This is a genomic window from Maribacter ulvicola, assembly GCF_900155985.1.
Classification (GTDB): Bacteria; Bacteroidota; Bacteroidia; order Flavobacteriales; family Flavobacteriaceae; genus Maribacter; species Maribacter ulvicola.
The window spans coordinates 1,619,016-1,639,503 of record NZ_FTMA01000001.1 but is presented as its reverse complement, the minus strand read 5'-3'; the positions used below and the strand labels follow the sequence as shown (position 1 = coordinate 1,639,503).

Here is a 20,488-nt window from a genome sequence, read left to right as displayed (position 1 = left end):
TAGCCCTCACTCATTTTATCATTAACTTGTTAATCTAAAAACAAATTCAGAATTTATGAAGAAAAGATTCTCTTTGCCCATGCTCCTAATGTTCAGCATGGTAATCTCTTCTTTCTCTTGCCTTGCGCAAGAAAAAGAATACTATGAACTAAAAACGTATACCATAAAAAATAATACTCAGGAGAACATGGTAGATGATTATTTAAAAAATGCCTATTTACCTGCATTAAAAAGAATGGGTATTGAAAACATTGGCGTTTTTAAGGTTAGACCAGATAAATTTAAAATCAGTGATAAAATTTATGTATTAATACCCTTTCAAACTCTTGCGACCTTTGAGAACCTAGAAGCCATGTTAGCGGTAGATAAAACGCACCTTTCCGCTGGGGCAGATTATATACATGCCACACATGACAAAAAACCATATGAAAGAATTAGTTCAGTATTGCTACGTGCCTTCACAGATATGCCAAATATGAAACCTAGTAAAGTTAAAGGTGAACGAGCAGATAGGGTTTATGAATTAAGAAGCTACGAAGGACCAACGGAAGCCATGTACCGCAGAAAAGTAGATATGTTCAACGAAGGGGGTGAAGTGGAGCTTTTTGAAAACCTAGGATTTAATGCCGTTTTCTATGCCGATGTAATATCCGGTGATAAAATGCCCAACCTTATGTACATGACCACATTTACGAACATGAAAAAAAGGAATGCTCTTTGGAAAGATTTTGGAACATCTGATACATGGAAGAAAATTTCTGTGATGGATAAATATCAAAACACGGTAAGCCATGCAGATATTTACCTATTATACCCAACGGAGTATTCAGATTACTAGTCTGGTTTGCTCAACACAAACTCTACACGCCGGTTGAGAAATCTGCCGGCTTCTGTGTTATTAGTAGCTATAGGTTTTGAACTGCCAAAACCTTGTGACGAAATTCTATTTTTTTGAATGCCATTTTTCGTCAAATACCTCACCACTTCTTTTGCTCGTCTTTCAGACAATTTTTGATTAAAAGGGTTAGAACCGACATCATCTGTATGCCCTAATATTTGGATTTCAATAGCCGGATTTATGGTTAAATATGATAGTAATAATTCCATTTCTTGCTGATGATTTCCTCTAATATCAGCCTTATTAGTATTGAAGTAGACATTTTTAAAAACATGAATGCTATCTAAGGCATATTCCTTTTTTTGTATGACAGCAGTATTTTGAAGTTTAGATTTCACAATACGTACGGAAACCATATCTAGATAGTAGTATGAACCTTTGGTAATTTTTCTTTTGGTCTGATACTTCTGTGTGCGTTTATTGTTTTTAAAGTTGCCGATAATCATATAATTTTCTGTGCCTGTGGCTTCAAACTCCGTTGTCAGCTTTACCCATTTTATCTCATCGGAATAATAGTTGGAATAGGATATTTCTAGTACTGCAGATGTATTGCCCAGTAATTTAGAAAAGTGCAATCCAGATAATACTTTGCTTGTCTTTACCTCAACAGGATACTCCGTAAACCGGATGCCAAATTCCTTCATCGCAAAATCTGACCGCTCAGCCAAACTCACATAAAAAGAAACCACGTAGTGTTCTCCTTTCTGTAAAGTTGTACTTAATTCTCCCTGAATATACTCACGATAATCATTTGGTGCATACATGTAAAACCCCACATAACCTACGCCGAAATTAGCGGATTGCTTTCCATTAAAATTTTCAGGAGTCCCCATAACCGTGCTACATCCATTGAAATAATCTGTTGATCCCAACGTGGGCATATTCCAGTCTATCACATCTTTGTCTAGATTGCCTAAAGTAACGGGACACTGCCTATAATTTTCAAAGCTTGGATTCAGCACTAAATTTTGTCCAAATCCATAAAAACACACACAAATCATCAGCGTAGTTATAGTTCCAAAATGAAGTATTTTAGTAAACATGGACTTTGTACAGAATCTCTAAAATACTGAAATCCTATAAAATGGAGGAATTGAATTAAACACAAAAGCCCCACTCAAAAATGAGTGGGGCTTTTGTATTCTTTAAAATGTGTTTAAAAATTCTAGAAGTCGAACTTATAGGTTGCTCCTCCCAAAATCTGAATTCCCTGAACTTGGAAATTAGACCAACGCTGGTACTCGTTATTAGAAAGGTTTGCTCCTTTAATAAAGAAAGACCACTGATCCGTATAACGATAACCAACATGTGCATTGGCATCAAAATAACCATCTAAGGTAATTAGCGTTGCAGGAAAATCGCTTGGCGCAGTATCCAATACCACCGAAGTGGAATAATCTTCTCTCTCGCCCACATAGAACAGGTTAGCACCTGCATACCATTTCTCTCCAATCTGATAATCCATGAACAACGATGCTTTTAAGTTAGGAAGATTCCATGCTGGGTTTCCTGTTTCTGTATTGTAATCATACACCTCAACATTTACACCCGCTGTAAAATTACGGTTTACATCTACATTCAACTCCCCAAAAATTCCCAAGGTCTTTATATCATCATAGAACAAGCCGAACGAATTACCATAATAATACCCTTTATCATCTGACCTGAAATCGTTTCTAGGGTTTAACGTATACAACGGTCTATTGTTCTCAGCGGAATAAGACCCTTTTACATTATAACTCAAATTAGGCAACAACTGACCTTTAAAACCCACATAGGCATTGTACTGACTATCTGTTGGCGCAATATTCAATGTTGGAGATACATACGGATTCCCCTCAACAAAATCATAGTATGAATTTTGTTTCAGCTCCCCCGTTACTCCACCATAAGCAATTACCGTTTCATCCAATAATCTGTATGATGCTGTTACGGCAGGATAGATATAAAAGTTACTTTCACTATTCTCCAAATCCATTCCGTATACCAAATTCACGCCCAAATTCAATGAAAAATCATCACGTAGCATAGATAAAGACGGGGTAACGCCAACTTGTAAATTCCCATAAGAAATTCCGGCATCATTGGTACTACTATTCAAATCGGCATTCTCAAAGGTACCTCCAACATAATCCACATTTACATTAGCATTAAACACCTCTTCATTTAGCGGAAACTCAAAACCTGTATTCAAAATAGCTCTATTTTCCCCTGAACTTACGGCATCAAAAAATCTACGGTATTTTAAATCGGCTCTTTTAAAGAAAGAATCTTCCATATTAATGTGCCCATTAACTTCGCCCATATAATAATTTTGACGTTCGTCAATACCATCAAGCACAGTTGCACTAAATACTCCTGGTTCAATTCCGTACCAATTATATAATTGATGTTGAAGTCCAATTGCCGCGCCCCAATCTAAATCGCGATCACGCTTGGCGTAAGAAGCATCTAACCTGGTATCATAAAAAGTATCGTTCAGCTCTACCCCATCTATACCCCCCCGAGAGGATAAATGGTTAAACCCAACATCAAAATTCTCATCTCTATTGAGGGATCTACTCGTGTAAAATTCTCCCAATACATTACCATATAGCCCCGCACCCAAAGAAGCATAAGAATTATACAATACAGGTGGCGGTAAGCGCTCTACTTTAGATGCCGTTCCTTTAGAAGGCGTAAAGGTTGATGCTACGGGTACAGAAAAAATGCTATAGTTAATTGGTTTTTTCTGCAGTTCAATAGAATCGTTCATATTGGGAACCGATTTAATTTTGAAAGCATCTGAAACGGTTGGCGTATAGGCCTTGGTTACTGTTACGGTTTCCGTACCCAAGTCTTTCTCCTCTTCTTCTTGAGCAGAAACAATTTGAAAGCCAAACGTTAAAAATATAAGCGTAAATATATGTTTGTTGTACATAAGTGTTCTTTTTCTGGTGTACGTGATTTTTTAATTAGGATCTACCGATGAGTTACTTTTCGCCTCTTTAGATTTTATAATGGCCAGCTCTGCTCTTGCCTCGGCAACAATTTCAGGGTATTGCGTAAAGTTTGTTATTACGCTTTCCAAAATATAGGTTGCCTGGTAGGCATCATTTAAAGCATAGTAGTTTTTAGCCATAAGCACCAAACCTTTACCGCCCCATTCTTTATATGCAGCATAGTCTTTCGCTAATTTCTGAACCGCAATATTAGAGTTCTCATACAATCCGTCTTTATTCTCAAAATAAGCATTGTAATACAAAGCTTCTGCCGCTGTTGCCCCAGATGCAATTTTCAATACTTCAGCATAGGCAGATTTTGCTTTTGCTTCGTCATTGGTAGCAATAGCCGATCTTGCGATCATAATATGCGCATCACTCTTAATTCTATTGTCAATATTTGAAGTAGACAATACTTTGTCTGCATATTCCAAGGTCTTGGGGTAGTTCTTTTGCTTGTAATACCCTTTCATCAAATTAGAACGTGCAAAAGTCCTGTTCTGCTGAATATTTGCCTGATTTTCTAATTTCAATAAATATGGCAAGGCAATTTGGTAGTCATCCTTAGAAATATACACCTCACAAACACGTGTTAATGCCTGTTCTGCATATTCGCTCGTGCTTCTATCGGCTACATACTTGTAATAAGGTAAAGCAGCTTCCTTATCCCCTTTTCCAAAGTACAATTGTGCTAAGCTAAAGTTGGCATCTACGGCATGTAAGCCTGTTGGGAATTGCTGCACATAATTTTTGTATCCTTTGATAGCGGCATCTACATTACCTTCTAAATTCTGCTTTTGTGCGGCATCAAAAGTGGCATTATCCAATTCTGAATCGGTTACCTCAACAAAATCGAGCGTACGTACCCACTCGGCATATTCGTTTACCTGCCCCATATCTACATAAACTAATTTTGCCGTAGCAACCGCTTGTATGGCTTCTTGCGTTTTTGGAAAATCGCGAACTACGGTTTTAAACTTCACCAAAGCAGCTTCGTTTCTTGCGGCATTATAATTTACCAGACCCTGTCTCATTAAAGCTTGCGGTACCAAAGAACTACCTCTATACTCACTGATCAAACGATCATAAGCTTCTAGACCTTTGCTTTCTTGACCTTGAGAAACATACGTATTCCCTAATTCAAATAAGGCATCATCTTTAAAACTTGATCTTGGGTATTGGCTTACAAATTCCTCTAGGTTTTCAATTTTGCTTGCACTTCTATCCACATAACCATAACTCATGGCTTTTTGGTAAAAGGCGTAATCCTTTTCTGGTCCAGTTAAAGCTAATGCTTTATTATAGGTTTCTATTGCCGGCCAATATTTACTAGTTGCATAGTAGCTATCGCCTAATCTCAAATAACCATCATGTAACTTTTCAACCGCTGTATTTCCGTTAGCTGTGAATGCATTGAAGTAGGTAATGGCATCTGTATATTTTTTTTGTTTAAAGTAACCATATGCCAGGTTATAATCCACATCAGCATACATTTCTGTATTTTTTGCGGATGAATTATTCTTGAACGCCGTATACCCTGCAACGGCATCATCAAAACGATTGGATAGATAATCGGATTCTGCTTTCCAATAATCTGCACGAGCTTTAAAAAGCATATCCTCGGCACTACTTAACGATTTCGCGAAATTCTCTGAAGCTGCATTATAATCGCCCTCCATAAAAAGTTCGATACCTCTATAATAGGCTACTTTTTGATATACGGATTTACTGGCGTAATTTTTATTCTCTTCCAGTAACTTCATGGCACCTTCAAAGTTTTTTGAAGTGATGTATGAATCTACCAACAACGTCTGCATCTCTTCTTGGTGCTCATCTTTAGGATAGGTCTTTAAGTAATTGGTAATTACCTGCGGAACCGGCTCATAGGCATTACCCACTTCATAACTTAAACGCGCATAATTTAGGAATGCATCTTTTTGAATTTTGGCACTGTAATCCATTTGCGAGGCATTACGAAAGGCATTTAAAGCCTCCTGCTTTTTATCCAACTTCAAATAACATTCTGCCAAATGGTAGTATGCATTTTGTGCCACGCTATTGGTACCACCAATAATTTTATTGAACTGCGCAATGGCATTGGCATAATCGCCGCCCTTGTAATAGGCATACCCTAAATAGTAATAATCGGTATTGCTCCATTTACCACCTTTACCCTTGTATTCCGTTAAATACGGAATTGCATTTTCGTATTGTTTTAGATTGAAATAGCTCTCGCCGATTATCTTATTCAGTTCCGATACTTCACGACGGTCAGATTTTGGCAGTTGTTTTTTTGCCAGGGCAATTGCTTCTTGGAATTTACCAAGCTTAAAATTCATATCTGCCTGATAATAGCTTAGCTTCTCTTCCAAAACATCTTGATCCGTAATTTGATCAAAACGCTGATTAGCCGTTTCATAATCATCTTGTTGATATGAAATATAGCCTAAATAATATTTTGCCTGAGAACCGTACACCGGTGAATTGGCAACTTTTTCCAAGTATTTTTCAGCCTCTTTCGTTTTGCGTGATGAGAATAAAGAGTAGCCATAATTGAAGTTGAACTTATCCATCTCGTCACGAGAAAGGGAACGCTGATCTACCTTATTGTACCATTTTAAAGCGTACGGATATTTCCCGGTCTGAAAATAATACTCTGCCACATCTGCAAAGGCAGAATTACGTTTGGTAGAAGTAGGATATTTTTCCACAAAATCTTCCATCAATCGGTCTGCACCCGTCTGGTTTAGGCGTACTGCCGCATTGGCAGCATAGTAAGCACTATTTGCAGCGGTTTCCTCGTCTTTGGCAGACACTTTGACCTTTTCAAAAATGGTCTGTGCCGCTCGGTATTGTTCGTTGTTGTAAAGCGCTAGGGCGTCTTGAAATGCTTTCTGTTCGTGGGTATAGATTTTCGTCTCTTGGGCATTGGTCAAAGCGACCAAACCGAATACCATAGGAATAAAAGCGGTGAATTTTTTAAGCATAGTGTTCTGTTACTATTTAGAATTACCGTTATCACATGTGATAACGGCAAAAATTGTACCTAAGTATGTATAATACCCACACAAAAGAAAAGATTTTGAAAAGGGTTCACAAATATCAAAAGGAACTTATTACTTTTATAACAACATTTGCGTTATGGAAGAGATTGTTTTAGAACTTAAGGATGCGGCTATTTTTCAAAAAGAGAGCCTGGTATTGAGCGAAGTGAGTTTACAAATTGCCAAAGGGGAATTTGTATACCTCATTGGTAAGACCGGTAGCGGTAAAAGTAGCTTTATGAAAACACTATATGGCGATTTACCATTGCAAAAAGGTGAAGGTCATGTGGTTGAATTCGATTTAAAAACCTTAAAGGAAAAAGACATTCCGTTTTTACGCAGAAAATTGGGTATTGTTTTCCAAGATTTTAAACTACTGCCAGACCGTAACATCAACCAGAATATGTTCTTTGTTTTAAAGGCAACTGGTTGGACGGATAAGGCAAAAATGAATGCTCAAGTTTCTAATGTTCTTGAAAAAGTAGGCATGAAAACCAAAGGTTTTAAATTTCCTCACGAACTTTCTGGCGGAGAACAACAACGTATTGCCATTGCAAGAGCATTATTAAATGACCCAGAACTAATTATTGCCGATGAGCCTACCGGAAACCTTGATCCACAAACCAGCGTAGAAGTCATGAAGGTTTTACAGGAAATCAACAAATCTGGTAGAACCATTTTGATGGCCACACACGATTATGCGTTGATTTTAAAATTCCCATCAAAAACCATTAAGTGCGATGCCAATAAGGTGTTTGAGGTGGTGCAGAGGGCGGTTTAAATATAATTACTCATGCCAAGGATTGTACTTAAAACGGAAATAAATGCAAAAAAGGAAGTAGTATTTGACTTATCACGAAGTATCGACCTTCATAAAATTTCTACAGAATAAACCGATGAAAAAGCTATAGCTGGTGTTACAAACGGACTCATTGGATTAAACGAATGGGTTACTTGGCGAGCTAGACATTTTGGTATTAATCAAAATCTCACAACTAAAATTACAGAATTTGAACACCCTAATTACTTTTCTGACGAAATGATAAAAGGTGCTTTTAAAAGTTTTAAACATGAACATCATTTTGAAAATCAACCAAATGGCACGTTGATGACAGACTATTTTGATTACCAATTTCCATTAGGCTTTTTAGGAAAAATTGCGGATAGCTTATTCTTAAAGAAGTATATGACAGATTTATTAGCAAAACGAAACTTTACTATTAAAGAATTTGCTGAATCTGACAAGTGGAAACAAATACTACAAAACTGATGTTTCCGTAACTACTAACGCTTTTTTTTAATTAAAAAATAAGTACAAAACGTAAGGTAATTTGCACACAGCTATAAAAAACATTCCATGAAAAACCCTGAAAAAATCCGTTTAGCCCAACAACAAAAAGAAGAAAAAGATTGGCTAAAATGGGGTCCATATTTAAGTGAACGTCAATGGGGAACGGTACGTGAAGATTATAGTGCCGGTGGCGATGCTTGGAACTATTTTCCGCATGACCATGCTAGAAGTCGCGCTTTTCGTTGGGGAGAAGATGGTCTAGCAGGTATCAGTGATCGTTATTGCAATATGTGTTTCAGCATTGGTTTATGGAACAGTAAAGACCCTATAATTAAGGAGCGGCTTTTTGGCTTAACAGGTCCGCAAGGTAATCATGGTGAAGATGTAAAAGAGCTGTATTACTATTTAGAAAACACACCGTCGCACTCGTACATGAAGTACTTGTACAAATATTCTCAGAAACCATATCCGTACAATGAACTCATAGCCGAGAATCAAAAACGGAATCGGAAAGAGTTGGAATACGAGTTATTAGATACCGGTATTTTTGATGACAACACCTATTTTGATGTCAGTACCGAATATGCAAAAGGAAATGAGACCGATATTCTTATAAAAATCACCATCACCAATAGGAACAGCCAAGCGGCACCTATTACTTTGTTACCACAAATGGTGATGCGTAATAATTGGTCTTTTAAAAAGATTTCTAAAAAACCGGTCATCACTCAAAAAGGAACCAAGGACAATCCGTTCGTACATATTGATCACCCTTATGTGGGCAATTATAATCTCTATTTTCAAAAAACGGCACACTTATTCTTTACCGAAAACGAAACCAATAGAGAAACGGTATATCAGGAAAAGAATGACCATCCGTTTAAAAAAGATCTGTTCAATAATGCGATTTGTAACAATGATTTTGAGTTGGCGACGAAGAATAATTCGGGTACCAAATTTGCGCCGCTATACCAAGAAATTATTGGTGGTGGCGAATCTAAAACTTTCCAACTTCGTTTGACCGAAGAAACCCTTGAGACCCCTTTCTCCGATTTTGATGCCATTTTTAAAGCGCGACAAGAAGAATGTGCCCAGTTTTATAACGAAATAGCCCCAAAAGCTACCGATGACAGAAAGGCTATTTTAAAACAAGCCTTTGCAGGTTTACTTTGGACGAAGCAATACTACAATTATGAAGTTGAAAAATGGTTAGAAGGAGATTACAAAACTTCTCCCCCACCAAAAGAAAGATTAAATGGGCGCAATAGCCAATGGAAAACATTGCGCAATCACGATATTTTATCCATGCCAGATGCATGGGAATATCCTTGGTATGCCGCTTGGGATTCTGCTTTTCATTGTGCATCTTTCGCCTCTATTGATCCCGAATTTGCCAAAGACCAACTTTTGCTTTTTACCAAAGAATGGTACATGGCGCCTAACGGACAAATACCTGCCTACGAATGGAATTTTAGTGATGTGAATCCGCCAGTTCAGGCATGGGCAACTTTGCAAATTTATGGAACGGACAAAAAGATAACCGGCCTACCAGATATTAAGTTCTTAAAACGAATGTTCAATAAATTGAATTTGAATTTCAACTGGTGGGTGAACCGTTTGGACAGAAATGACAACAATGTTTTTCAAGGCGGATTCTTAGGCTTGGATAATATCGGAGTTTTTGACCGTAGTCATGGTGTACCAGGTGGTGGTTCTTTAGACCAAGTTGATGGTACCGCTTGGATGGCGATGTACAGCCTTAATATGCTAGAAATAAGTTTACGTATCGCCGAACATGACGATTCTTATGAAGATATGGCAACGAAGTATTTCGGTCATTTTATATTCATAGCAGAAGCACTGAACAAAATGGATACCGATAAAGCCAACACTTGGGACGATGTCGAAGGCTTTTTCTATGATCGCTTGACATTACCTAATGGCGAATCTACTACTATTAAAGTACGATCCATTGCCGGTATGTTATCATTGGCAGCCGTATTGACCATTAAGAAAAGTGTACTACATAAGTTTCCAAAATTCAAGGCCAGTGTTCTTTGGTTTAAAAAATACCGTAGAGATAATTTGAAATACGAGGTGATCCAACAATTTGAAGCAGATGGCGATCTATTATTGTCTTTGGTGCCAAAAGACCGCATGCAAAAATTGGTTACTGCTCTTTTAGACGAGGACGAATTTCTGAGTGATTATGGTATTCGATCCTTATCAAAAGTGCATGAAAAAGCATATCAGATTCATATTGACGGTATTGATTATTCCATTGATTATGAACCTGCAGAATCTACCGTTTCTTTATTTGGTGGTAATTCTAACTGGCGTGGACCTATTTGGATGCCTATGAACTATTTATTCATACAGGCACTACGAGAATACCAATGGTACGATGGTAATGATTTTCTTTTTGAATACCCAACGGGAAGCTCAAAACTACTTAATCTAAAACAAGTGAGCGACGAGTTGAGTAAACGCCTAATTCACATGTTCGAGAAAGATGAAAAAGGCAATAGAGCCATCAATAAGAACTACGAAAAATATTACCAAGACCCTAATTTTAAGGACTTGGTATTATTCTACGAATATTTTCATGGAGAAAACGGTCGTGGTTTAGGAGCATCGCACCAAACCGGTTGGACAGCATTGGTAGCCAACCTTATTGAGCAATTAGAAGATTAAAGAGAGTAATTTACATATCCGACTCTGAGAAGCCCAATCCGTGTTTTTCGGTCGGATATAAGATTCCCTTTTCCAATCTAAAAATAGAATGGTAGGGGTCGTCAATGATATCTAAATGTCCGTCTAAATCGGCATATTTTATGTTTGGTCTTGACAAGGCAAAATGGAGTCCCGCTGCAATACCCAATCCGCATTCATCGATACAACCCACCATAGCGTCTAAATTTGCAGCTTTTGCAACGGAATTAATATGCATACCAACCCAAATACCACCTACTTTTTGTAGCTTGATATTCACCATATCTACACGTTCATTCTGTGCCAAACGAAAAGCATCGGTCAATGTCTTTAAACTCTCGTCTGCCATTACAGGAACATCTACCTGATTCATAACTTCGCCCAATCGTTCTTCTGCCTCAACTTTTGTAGGTTGTTCAAAAATTTCTACACCAATTGCCGCAGTAGCTTTAACGAAAGCAACAGATTCTTTTACCGAATACCCTTGATTACCATCGAACCGTAATTCGATATTCGGATACTTTTCATGAATCTTTCGCATTTTGGCGATATCTTCTTCCAAATTGGCACCCCCTTTAATTTTTAAAATAGAGAAGCCTTGATTCACAAATTCAGTCGCTTTCAACAAAGTCTCATCAACCCCCATAATACCAATAGTAATACTGGTAGCCATGTGATTGCGATATCCGCCCAAAAATTTATACAAAGGCACCTCAGCTTTCTTTGACATGATATCGAACAACGCCAAATCTACCATTGCCAAAGCCGATGAACGTTTACCTAACAATTGTTTTAACTCTAGCAAAAGCAGCGCATACGTAAACGGATCTTTACCTATTAAATAAGGTACAATTGTATTTTTAATAGCATCTGCAACATCATTGGGCCACTCGTTTGTAACTACAGGATCTGGTGCTGCACAGCCATAACCCACAATTTTACTATCGGTTTCAACCTTTAAAATAAAATTACTGGTGCGATCAATGGTCTCATAAGCAATGGTATAAGGTTCAGAGAGTTTAAGATCCAAACGCTCAAAAGAAATATTCGTTATTTTCATTTCAATTTCGACATTAAAAGTGCAACTAAATCATCTGCCCCATATTCTAGCACATCAAAAGCGGGTAATTTGGTTTCTAAGGTAATTGCTTTACAAACATCAAGAATTTCACTTTTCTCCATTCCCTCATGATTTACCGTTATTGCAATTACTTCTTTACCGGAAATTACTTGAATAGCATTTATCTGCTCTGCCAAAGAATGCATTTTGTAGCCTGGAAATCCGTCATACTCCATACGTTTTGGAGCGTGTTGTAGAATCACATAATCAGGTCTGCCCGCCGCTAATATTTCAAATCCGCCAGGATATGCAGGGTTCATTAAACTCCCCTGCCCTTCAATCACAATAACATCAGGATTTTCATTTTTGTAGGCACTGACAACGGCATGTTCAATTTCACCAGAGACGAAATCATTAATACAGCTATCCATCACCATACTATATTTTGCTCCCTGCATCCAACCTGTTTGGCCCGTACCGATCATTTCCGCATTTTTACCGGCATTTCTGAAGGCATGTACCAATATCCAAGCCGTAGTACGTTTTCCCAAAGCGGAATCCGTTCCTAGAACCGCTAATTTTAAACAATCTACTTTCTCTATATCTCCCGTAAAAAAGTGTAATTGATCACGGTTAGGTGTTTTTCTAATATCCCTTATGGTTACATTTTTCTCTTTTGCCAAAGCCATAAGTTCAGGGTCATTGGTCAAGAAATCATGTAAGCCACTATCCACGTTCCAGCCTTGTTGCAACGCAGCTTTTATAGTAGCTTTTGCAACTTGTGGCAATCTACCACCGTCAGGGGCAAGCCCGATCACCAAATAACTTGGCAAATTATCGCTAGCTGTAAGAGCAACAATGGCAGCTTCTAAATCTTTAAAAACCGGAATTTCGTTCGGTTTACCATCTAAAACATCGCCGGCATCTTTACCTGCATATGTAGCATCTAGAACACCAACCACTTTATAACGCTCGGTAAAGCGAACGAGCCCATGTGCCGTTTTACCGTTGGGTGTGTTAAATGCACCCTCACAATACACCAACGCCTTACCATCAATAACTGTTTTCATTTTTATATTATTTTTTTGCAGTGAGCACTGCCACAAATCGGTCGGGCTCAAAATTCATTTTTTCGTCTAATTCCAGGAGTCCGATCAAACCGGCCGTAGAAGCAGGTAAAATTCGAAAACCTTCCTTTTTATGTAAAAGAGAAGTCATCTCTTTTAGTTTTTTATCACTGATATTAAAAGCTTCTCCTTCAGATTCTTTTAAAGCATACAGCGCCTCTTCACCATCAAAGCTATGCCAATTAATTAATGGCTCGTTATATTTTGTTTCTTTTATTGCTGTAGGATTCAAGTCTTTACAGTGATCTAGATTTTGCAAAAACGACTCCACAATCGGATTTTTATGGGAAGATGATGCTGCAATCATTTTAGGAATACGTGATGTTTTTCCTCTTTTGTACAGGTTAACAAATCCCCTATATATTCCGGCAAACAACGTTCCGTTAGAAACAGGGATAGCACAGTATTTAGGAGCATCGCCCAAATCTTCAAAAATCTCTTGTGCAATTTGCGCATAGGCAGATATTTGTAGCGGAGTATTTGCCCCACCTGGGTTGGCATCATACCAACCATGTTCTGCTGCTAACCTTGAACTCTCGGTAACCACATCTTCGTAGCTACCAGAAATACGAATGATCTCTGCACCCAAGTCTTGCATTTCAATATCCCGATCGGTATGATAACTTTCTGGAATGTAAATTTTACATTCAATACCTGCCAAATCTGAAGCCAAAGCCATTGCTACACCATAATTACCACAAGTAGCCAAACTTACTACCTTAAATTCGCGACGAAGGGCATCATACAATTGTGCAAAAGCAATACGGTCTTTTTGTGTACCGGTAGGGTTGTCACCTTCATATTTAAGGTATAGCTGACGCACATTAAACTCACGCTCTAAAGTCTTGGCCCTGTGTAAGCCCGTATCGCCAACCTCTAAACTTACAATATCTTCAAAACATTCTAAACGATCAACCAAAGATTTGCTAATATCCTTAACCATAACACTGAGCCTACGTGCCTCTGTAGACACCTTATTTTCAGCAGTTTTTACCCCATCTTTAAGATTCATTGGTTTGCATATTTTCTACTTTTAAGATACAGCTATTTAATTGATTTTTTAATAGTAATTTTTAACTCATATACCCTTTTAAAAAAGGGATGCATAGGTAGACTATATTCTAAAATTATTGCAAATTTTAACACAGCATTTTACACTATACCGGGCTACACAGTGCTTTTACGGCACTTTTATAATTATACAAAAAGACAAAAATTAACATTTAACGAATTCATGGCATATGAAATACTAAATAGATTTTTAAAAGAGGGTAAATCAAATAAAATCAGTTAGTCTTACGATTTGAAATTTAGAAACAAAACACCGTCTTTACGTAAGTATTAAACGATACACAAAGCTTTGAATAATTAAAAATATCCTAAAACAAAAAACGAGGTGTTTTCACACCTCGCCTTATTAAATTTTACAAAAGTCTACGTTAACTATTTTCCTCCAGCTCCATAATTAAATTCGCAATTAAGGCTGTCCAACCGGTTTGGTGAGAAGCTCCAAGACCCTTCCCTGAATCACCATCAAAAAACTCATAAAAGAAATGCTCCTCTTTAAAATGCTCATTTTTGGTAAATACGCTCTGTACATCTTCTGAGTGGTACACAAACTTACCGTCTTCATTAGGCTCAAACAGTTTTATCAACCTTTTAGAAATCTCATTGGCAATCTCGTTCAAGTTCAGTTTTTCACCTGAGCCTGTTGGAAATTCATATACATATTGCTTACCATAATACGAGTAGTATTTACGGAGCGATTGCACAATCATATAATTTAAAGGCAACCAAATTGGTCCACGCCAATTAGAATTACCGCCGAACATGTTTGACTGACTCTCCCCAGATTCATACGATATTTGGTGATGTCCATTATGTTGAAAAACATACGGATGCTCTTCATGATATTTTGAGAGCGATCGGATACCGTAATCAGATAAAAATTCTTTCTCGTCTAATAAACGAAACAAAAGTTTCTCTAACCTAAACCCACGCATTATGGAGAACAGGTAGTTACCATCAACATTAAATTCTTCAATATTAGAAATCAAAGAAGCCAAGTCTGGTCTGGTCCTTACAATTTCTGCAGCTCTGACCTTAAAATTTTTAAGCTCATCAAAAAGCTCTTTATGAATAATTTCTACAGCAAATAGCGGTATAATCCCCACTAAAGACCTCACCTTTAAACGATCCGTCTTACCATCTGCCATTTCAACTACATCATAGTAAAAGTTATCCTCGTCATCCCATAGGGAAATATCCTTTTGACCAATATGGTGCATTGCCCAGGCAATATTCAAGAAATGCCTAAAGAATTTAGCCACACTATCTTCATAATTCGGATTTATGGTTGCCAGTTCTAATGACATTCGTAACATATTCAAGGTAAACATGGCCATCCAACTGGTAGCATCTGCCTGTTGCATACGAGTTACCCCTTCTGGCATATGGTTACGATCAAAAACTCCAATATTATCCAAGCCCAAGAATCCGCCTTCAAAAAGGTTGGTACCGCTTTTATCCTTTTGGTTGACCCACCATGTAAAGTTGACCAACAGTTTTTGATATGCCTTTTCTAAAAAGTTAAAATCCCCTTTTCCGCTGCGTTTTTTATCCTTCTCATAAACCGTCCATACCGCCCATGAATGTACAGGAGGATTCACATCACTAAAATTCCATTCGTAAGCAGGTATCTGTCCGTTAGGATGCATATAACTTTCCTTCAGCACCAATAGCAATTGCTCTTTAGCAAAATAAGGATCTATTTCTACAAAAGAAGCCATATGAAACGCAAGATCCCAAGCAGCATACCACGGGTATTCCCACTTATCCGGCATTGAAATAACATGCCTGTTGGTCAGGTGCTCCCAATGCTTGTTTCTAGAATCTTTTCTGTAAGGCTTGGATTCCCCCGGACCGCCAAACAACCATTTATACACATCATAATAGTAGAACTGCTTGGTCCACAATAACCCAGAAAAAGCTTTTTTGGCAATTGCCTGTTGTTGAACAGGAAGTTCTTTCTTTAAGATATCACCATAAAATTCTTCACACTCTTGAATTCTTTTTTCAAAAATACTATCATAATTACCCCAAGGATCAGCAAGTTTCTTTTTACTTAGACGGACTTTAATTGTTTTTTCCTCTCCCGATTTAAGGCGAAGTTTATGCCAAACAGCAAATTTAGAACCTTTTTTAGCCGGATTTACCGTTAGTTGGCCATCTATAACATGATTGTTTATGCCATCTTTTACATATTCAACTTCATTAGGTACCCCGTAAATGCGTTGATTATTGGTTTCGTTCTCACAAAAAAGTTGCTCTCCATCTTCGTGATAAAAGTAATAGCGACCATTTCTAGTGCTACGAGACTGTACCGCACCCTTTGAAATAGCTTTCATTTCTGGTCTTTCAAACCTATTATTATGCTTCCAAAAATTACGAAACCACAAATGTGGCAATACGTGTATATTTGCAGCTCTGGGACCTCTATTAATTACCGTTACTTTCATTAAAATATCACCTACATCTGCTTTAGCGTATTCAATAAAACAGTCAAAATAGGTGTTGTTGTCAAAAGCTTTGGTATCTAGAATTTCATATTCTGCATCTTCTCGATTTCTACTTCTATTTTTTCTAACCAGCTCTGTATATGGAAACTTTTTATGAGGGTATTTATATAAATATTTGGCATACGAATGTGTAGGTGTAGATACTTGATGAAAATAAAGTTCCTTTACATCTTCACCATGATTACCTTCGTCATTGGTTAGCCCGAACAAGCGTTCTTTTAAAATAGCATCTTTTCCGTTCCAGAAAGCTGGAGCCAGACATAGAATTTCTCTAGAGTCGCAAAATCCACCAATACCTTCTTCTCCCCATCTGTAGGCATTACTGCGTGCCTTATCATGACCTATAAAACTCCATGCATGACCCTCTGGACTATAATCTTCCCTTACCGTTCCCCATTGACGCTCTGCTAAATAAGGCCCCCATCTTTTCCAATTTTTATAATTATCCTCAACGGTTAATCTTTCTTCCTCTGCATTTTTACGGACCATAAAGTCTTTTTCTATTTTACTTTTATTCAACACCTAATTAAGCCACTGCAATTTAAAACTATTGCAAATGTAATACCAGACTTAGATACAATGCTAAAAATACTATTAGTTAAAGTATAACAATGAGGAAGATAGTCATGAAATGCATAGTATTATTCATTCATTATAATAAAGCCAAGTACTCTGACAACTTGTTAAATTTAGTTTCATTATTCTATATAAATCGCAACGGCCAATATTAAGACACCATATTATTTTGCAACAATTTGTTATAAATATTCAATTATTTAACGATTTTACTTGTTCTATTGATAATAGTGGTAAAACCCTAATTTCCATGGTACCTCAGGGCATAAATCAATTAAAAAAAGGAATCCGTTCGCAAGTTTTATCACAAAAACACATTAGAATCTTACTTTACCACATGAAGTTTCTTCACAAAAAGCTATATATTTAGCTCATGAATTTTGTTAGAACAATACTACCGCTTGCCTGCTTTTTACTAATAAACTCAGTAAATGCACAGCAGGAAAAATCAAAAAATTTCACTGAGACCATAAATGGTTCTACGCTACAAATAGAAATGGTAGCCATACCCAAAGGTTCTTTTACCATGGGAAGTGAAAAAACCGCTAAAAAAAGAAATGATGATGAAGGTCCGGCGCATTCAGTATCACTAGATGAATTTTGGATTTCGAAATATGAGATAACCTGGGAAATCTATAATTTATTCGTGAATAGAGAAATAGATAATGTCGATAAAAATAACAAGGCAAAAGATATTAACGTAGAAGTAGATGCAATTTCCGGTGCCACTATACCTTACGTTGATATGAGTTTGGGTATGGGTACCAGTGAAGGTTTACCGGTAGCTAACGTTACCCAATATGCCGCTTCTCAATTTTGTAAATGGCTTTCTGCCAAAACAGGGCATTTTTATAGGTTACCTACAGAAGCTGAATGGGAATATAGTGCCCGAGCAGGAACAACAACGGCGTATTCTTTTGGAGATGACCCAAGCCAGCTCAAAGATTATGCCTGGTACTATGAAAATAGCGATAACAGTTACCACAAAGTGGGGTTAAAACAACCAAACCCTTGGGGTTTATATGATATGCACGGAAATGTAGCGGAGTGGACCATAGACCATTACTTACCAGAAATCTATGAATCTAGAAAAAAGAAAACTACATCTCCAGTAGAATTTACTCATTCTACCTACCCGCGATCGGTTAGGGGAGGCTCCTATGATGATGATCCGGAGTACTTAAGAAGTGCCGCTCGTTTGGGGTCTAATGAAAATTGGAAAATGAGAGACCCACAATTTCCTAAAAGCAAATGGTGGAATACCGATGCTCCATTTGTAGGGTTTAGAATCGTCCGCGATCCTAAGGTACCCAATGAACAAGAAATCAACAATTACTGGGGCGATTAGTTCCAGGTATTTTAAATCAAATAACATGTCAAACTCCAACAACAAAAACAAGATTGCCACCGAAAAATCTAGAAGAGATTTTTGCAGAAACACTGCCCTAGTAGGTGCTGGAATGCTATTGCCAGGATTAGAAATGAGCGCTATGGCAAACGTATTTAACAATAAAAAATTAAAAGTAGCCGTAGTAGGTTGTGGTGGCCGTGGTAGCGGTGCCGCTAACCAAGCGCTAAAAGCCGATGACAATGTAGAATTAGTTGCCATGGCCGATGCTTTTCAAGATCAACTGGACAAAAGCCTACTTAACCTACAAAAGGAATTTAAAGGCACTAAGAAAGTTAACGTAAAGGACAAGCATAAGTACGTAGGTCTTGATGCTTACAAAAAAGCAATTGACCAGGCAGATGTGGTAATACTAGCAACACCACCAGGTTTTAGACCTTATCATTTTGAATATGCCATAAATGCCGGTAAGCATGTATTTATGGAAAAACCGGTGGCAACAGATGCTCCTGGTATTAGAAAGGTCTTAGAAATGGCTAAGATTGCTAAAGAGAAAAAACTAAATGTTGTTGTAGGTCTGCAACGTCATTACCAAAACAACTACATTGCCATAGCCGATAAAATTAAACAAGGTGAAGTTGGTAAAATTGTATCTGGGCAAGTGTACTGGAACAGTGGAGGTGTTTGGGTACGCCCAAGAAAACCGGGACAGACAGAATTAGAATACCAAATGCGAAACTGGTATTATTTTAACTGGTTGTGCGGTGACCATATTTTAGAACAACACATACACAACATTGATATTGCTAACTGGTTTTTAGGAGAATATCCTATTTCTGCGCAAGGCATGGGCGGTAGATTGGTACGAACAGGAAAAGACCACGGTGAAATTTTTGACCATCACTTTGTAGAATTCAAATACCCAAGTGGTGCGGTTATTTCAAGTCAATGTCGCCATCAACCGGGCACTTGGTCTAAGGTCGGCGAAAATTTTCAAGGTACAAAGGGCAGTATTGATATGAGAGATGCCGGTGCAGCAAGCATTACAGGTTTAGATGGAGAAAAGCTGTTTGATTACCGTAACAGAAACGACCCAAATCCATATCAAGTAGAACACAACAAATTGTTTGCTTCAATTAGAAACAACGAAGTCATAAGTGATGCAGAAAATGGAGCTAAAAGTACACTAACTGCTATTATGGGACGTATGGCCACCTATTCTGGTAAAGTGATTACTTGGGAAGACGCTTTGGCTTCTGAGAAATTATTGATGCCAAGTGAAATTACTTGGGACTCTACACCACCAAGTGTACCAGGACCAGATGGTTCTTATCCTATTCCTACTCCAGGAGTAACCAAGGTTTTGAGCTAAAATAAATTTACACAAAAGCAAAATCCCGATAGAAGTTTACAACTACTATCGGGATTTTTTTTACTTCTCTTCTAAACGCCACGGTGGATTTAACCTATTCTTACCACCATAAAATAAAATAAGTTGGTTACCATCAAGATCTTTTAATCTTGCCTCTCTCCACAGCCATCTTTCATTTTTAGGCTCTTGATCAAATTGCAATCCGTTGCTCTTCAATAATGTTACTTGCTCATCTAGATCTTCACATTCAAAATATACATAGATACCAGCTCCATCCGGTAATTCATCTACCAGGTGAATAGAAAAAGTGGAAGTCCCGTCAGGACACTCAAATCTTGCATAGTTAGGTAGTGATTTCACTATTAACTGTAATCCTAATTTTTTATAAAATGATATTGATTTTGTAACATTGAGAGACGGTACGGTTACTTGGTTTAAATTCATGTTATAGATTCATTTTTTATCAAATTCTTTTCAAGGAGGTTATAAAAATAACCCCAC

Annotated in this window: 14 protein-coding genes; 6 read left to right on the top strand and 8 right to left on the bottom strand. The window is 37.5% G+C overall.

Annotation, left to right across the window (positions count from 1 at the left end):
• The first annotated feature begins 55 nt into the window (after positions 1-55).
• A complete protein-coding gene (locus BW936_RS07055) occupies positions 56-838 on the top strand; it encodes an NIPSNAP family protein (RefSeq protein ID WP_076547632.1) in 783 nt (260 codons plus the stop codon).
• On the opposite strand, the gene BW936_RS07050 is transcribed toward BW936_RS07055, so the two are convergent.
• The 3 genes from BW936_RS07050 to BW936_RS07040 form a co-directional block, all read right to left on the bottom strand.
• A complete protein-coding gene (locus BW936_RS07050; protein WP_084181998.1) occupies positions 835-1,941 on the bottom strand; it encodes an OmpA family protein in 1,107 nt (368 codons plus the stop codon). The two genes, BW936_RS07055 and BW936_RS07050, sit on opposite strands and share 4 nt — an antisense overlap.
• Before the next feature lie 122 nt (positions 1,942-2,063).
• On the bottom strand, positions 2,064-3,818 hold the full coding sequence (locus BW936_RS07045) for a TonB-dependent receptor (protein ID WP_076547630.1): 1,755 nt from the start codon (positions 3,816-3,818) through the stop codon (positions 2,064-2,066).
• A 30-nt stretch (positions 3,819-3,848) separates the two neighbouring features.
• Positions 3,849-6,866, bottom strand: coding sequence for a tetratricopeptide repeat protein (locus BW936_RS07040; protein WP_076547629.1), 3,018 nt, complete (start codon positions 6,864-6,866; stop codon positions 3,849-3,851).
• A 154-nt stretch (positions 6,867-7,020) separates the two neighbouring features.
• Here BW936_RS07040 and BW936_RS07035 point away from each other — a divergent pair, with 154 nt between their 5' ends.
• From BW936_RS07035 to BW936_RS07025, 3 genes are all read left to right on the top strand, one after another.
• Positions 7,021-7,704 (top strand): cell division ATP-binding protein FtsE, encoded by a 684-nt coding sequence (locus BW936_RS07035; protein WP_076547628.1) that lies wholly within the window; start codon positions 7,021-7,023, stop codon positions 7,702-7,704.
• Between the two features lie 126 nt (positions 7,705-7,830).
• Positions 7,831-8,193, top strand: a complete 363-nt coding sequence (locus BW936_RS07030) for an SRPBCC family protein (RefSeq protein ID WP_317042883.1) — start codon at positions 7,831-7,833, stop codon at positions 8,191-8,193.
• A gap of 87 nt (positions 8,194-8,280) precedes the next feature.
• Positions 8,281-10,908 carry an MGH1-like glycoside hydrolase domain-containing protein gene (locus tag BW936_RS07025; RefSeq protein WP_076547626.1) on the top strand — a complete coding sequence of 876 codons (2,628 nt, stop codon included), beginning with the start codon at positions 8,281-8,283 and terminating at the stop codon, positions 10,906-10,908.
• Between the two features lie 10 nt (positions 10,909-10,918).
• On the opposite strand, the gene BW936_RS07020 is transcribed toward BW936_RS07025, so the two are convergent.
• The 4 genes from BW936_RS07020 to BW936_RS07005 form a co-directional block, all read right to left on the bottom strand.
• The gene (locus tag BW936_RS07020; RefSeq protein WP_076547625.1) at positions 10,919-11,986 is read right to left on the bottom strand and encodes a mandelate racemase/muconate lactonizing enzyme family protein; all 1,068 of its coding nucleotides are present in this window, start codon (positions 11,984-11,986) and stop codon (positions 10,919-10,921) included.
• Entirely contained in the window at positions 11,983-13,056 is a 1,074-nt protein-coding gene (locus BW936_RS07015; RefSeq protein ID WP_076547624.1) for an N-acetyltransferase DgcN family protein, read from the bottom strand. The genes BW936_RS07020 and BW936_RS07015 overlap by 4 nt, the downstream gene beginning before the upstream one ends.
• A gap of 7 nt (positions 13,057-13,063) precedes the next feature.
• Positions 13,064-14,125, bottom strand: coding sequence for a pyridoxal-phosphate dependent enzyme (locus tag BW936_RS07010; protein WP_076547623.1), 1,062 nt, complete (start codon positions 14,123-14,125; stop codon positions 13,064-13,066).
• A gap of 427 nt (positions 14,126-14,552) precedes the next feature.
• Complete coding sequence (locus BW936_RS07005) at positions 14,553-17,180, bottom strand: MGH1-like glycoside hydrolase domain-containing protein (RefSeq protein ID WP_076547984.1); 2,628 nt, start codon at positions 17,178-17,180, stop codon at positions 14,553-14,555.
• 460 nt (positions 17,181-17,640) lie between these two features.
• On the opposite strand from BW936_RS07005, the gene BW936_RS07000 reads away from it, so the two are divergent.
• Together BW936_RS07000 and BW936_RS06995 are read left to right on the top strand one after the other, a co-directional pair.
• Entirely contained in the window at positions 17,641-18,615 is a 975-nt protein-coding gene (locus BW936_RS07000; protein ID WP_076547622.1) for a formylglycine-generating enzyme family protein, read from the top strand.
• Between the two features lie 25 nt (positions 18,616-18,640).
• On the top strand, positions 18,641-19,987 hold the full coding sequence (locus tag BW936_RS06995; RefSeq protein ID WP_076547621.1) for a Gfo/Idh/MocA family protein: 1,347 nt from the start codon (positions 18,641-18,643) through the stop codon (positions 19,985-19,987).
• A gap of 60 nt (positions 19,988-20,047) precedes the next feature.
• On the opposite strand, the gene BW936_RS06990 is transcribed toward BW936_RS06995, so the two are convergent.
• Positions 20,048-20,431 carry a VOC family protein gene (locus BW936_RS06990; RefSeq protein WP_076547620.1) on the bottom strand — a complete coding sequence of 128 codons (384 nt, stop codon included), beginning with the start codon at positions 20,429-20,431 and terminating at the stop codon, positions 20,048-20,050.
• Between the last annotated feature and the right edge of the window lie 57 nt (positions 20,432-20,488).

Excerpts from the sequence above, each read along its gene's own strand:
- BW936_RS07055 (WP_076547632.1), top strand. The coding sequence starts at position 56 with ATGAAGAAAAGATTCTCTTTGCCCATGCTCCTAATGTTCAGCATGGTA.
- BW936_RS07050 (WP_084181998.1), bottom strand. The coding sequence starts at position 1,941 with ATGTTTACTAAAATACTTCATTTTGGAACTATAACTACGCTGATGATT.
- BW936_RS07045 (WP_076547630.1), bottom strand. The coding sequence starts at position 3,818 with ATGTACAACAAACATATATTTACGCTTATATTTTTAACGTTTGGCTTT.
- BW936_RS07040 (WP_076547629.1), bottom strand. The coding sequence starts at position 6,866 with ATGCTTAAAAAATTCACCGCTTTTATTCCTATGGTATTCGGTTTGGTC.
- BW936_RS07035 (WP_076547628.1), top strand. The coding sequence starts at position 7,021 with ATGGAAGAGATTGTTTTAGAACTTAAGGATGCGGCTATTTTTCAAAAA.
- BW936_RS07025 (WP_076547626.1), top strand. The coding sequence starts at position 8,281 with ATGAAAAACCCTGAAAAAATCCGTTTAGCCCAACAACAAAAAGAAGAA.
- BW936_RS07020 (WP_076547625.1), bottom strand. The coding sequence starts at position 11,986 with ATGAAAATAACGAATATTTCTTTTGAGCGTTTGGATCTTAAACTCTCT.
- BW936_RS07015 (WP_076547624.1), bottom strand. The coding sequence starts at position 13,056 with ATGAAAACAGTTATTGATGGTAAGGCGTTGGTGTATTGTGAGGGTGCA.
- BW936_RS07010 (WP_076547623.1), bottom strand. The coding sequence starts at position 14,125 with ATGAATCTTAAAGATGGGGTAAAAACTGCTGAAAATAAGGTGTCTACA.
- BW936_RS07005 (WP_076547984.1), bottom strand. The coding sequence starts at position 17,180 with ATGGTCCGTAAAAATGCAGAGGAAGAAAGATTAACCGTTGAGGATAAT.
- BW936_RS07000 (WP_076547622.1), top strand. The coding sequence starts at position 17,641 with ATGAATTTTGTTAGAACAATACTACCGCTTGCCTGCTTTTTACTAATA.
- BW936_RS06995 (WP_076547621.1), top strand. The coding sequence starts at position 18,641 with ATGTCAAACTCCAACAACAAAAACAAGATTGCCACCGAAAAATCTAGA.
- BW936_RS06990 (WP_076547620.1), bottom strand. The coding sequence starts at position 20,431 with ATGAATTTAAACCAAGTAACCGTACCGTCTCTCAATGTTACAAAATCA.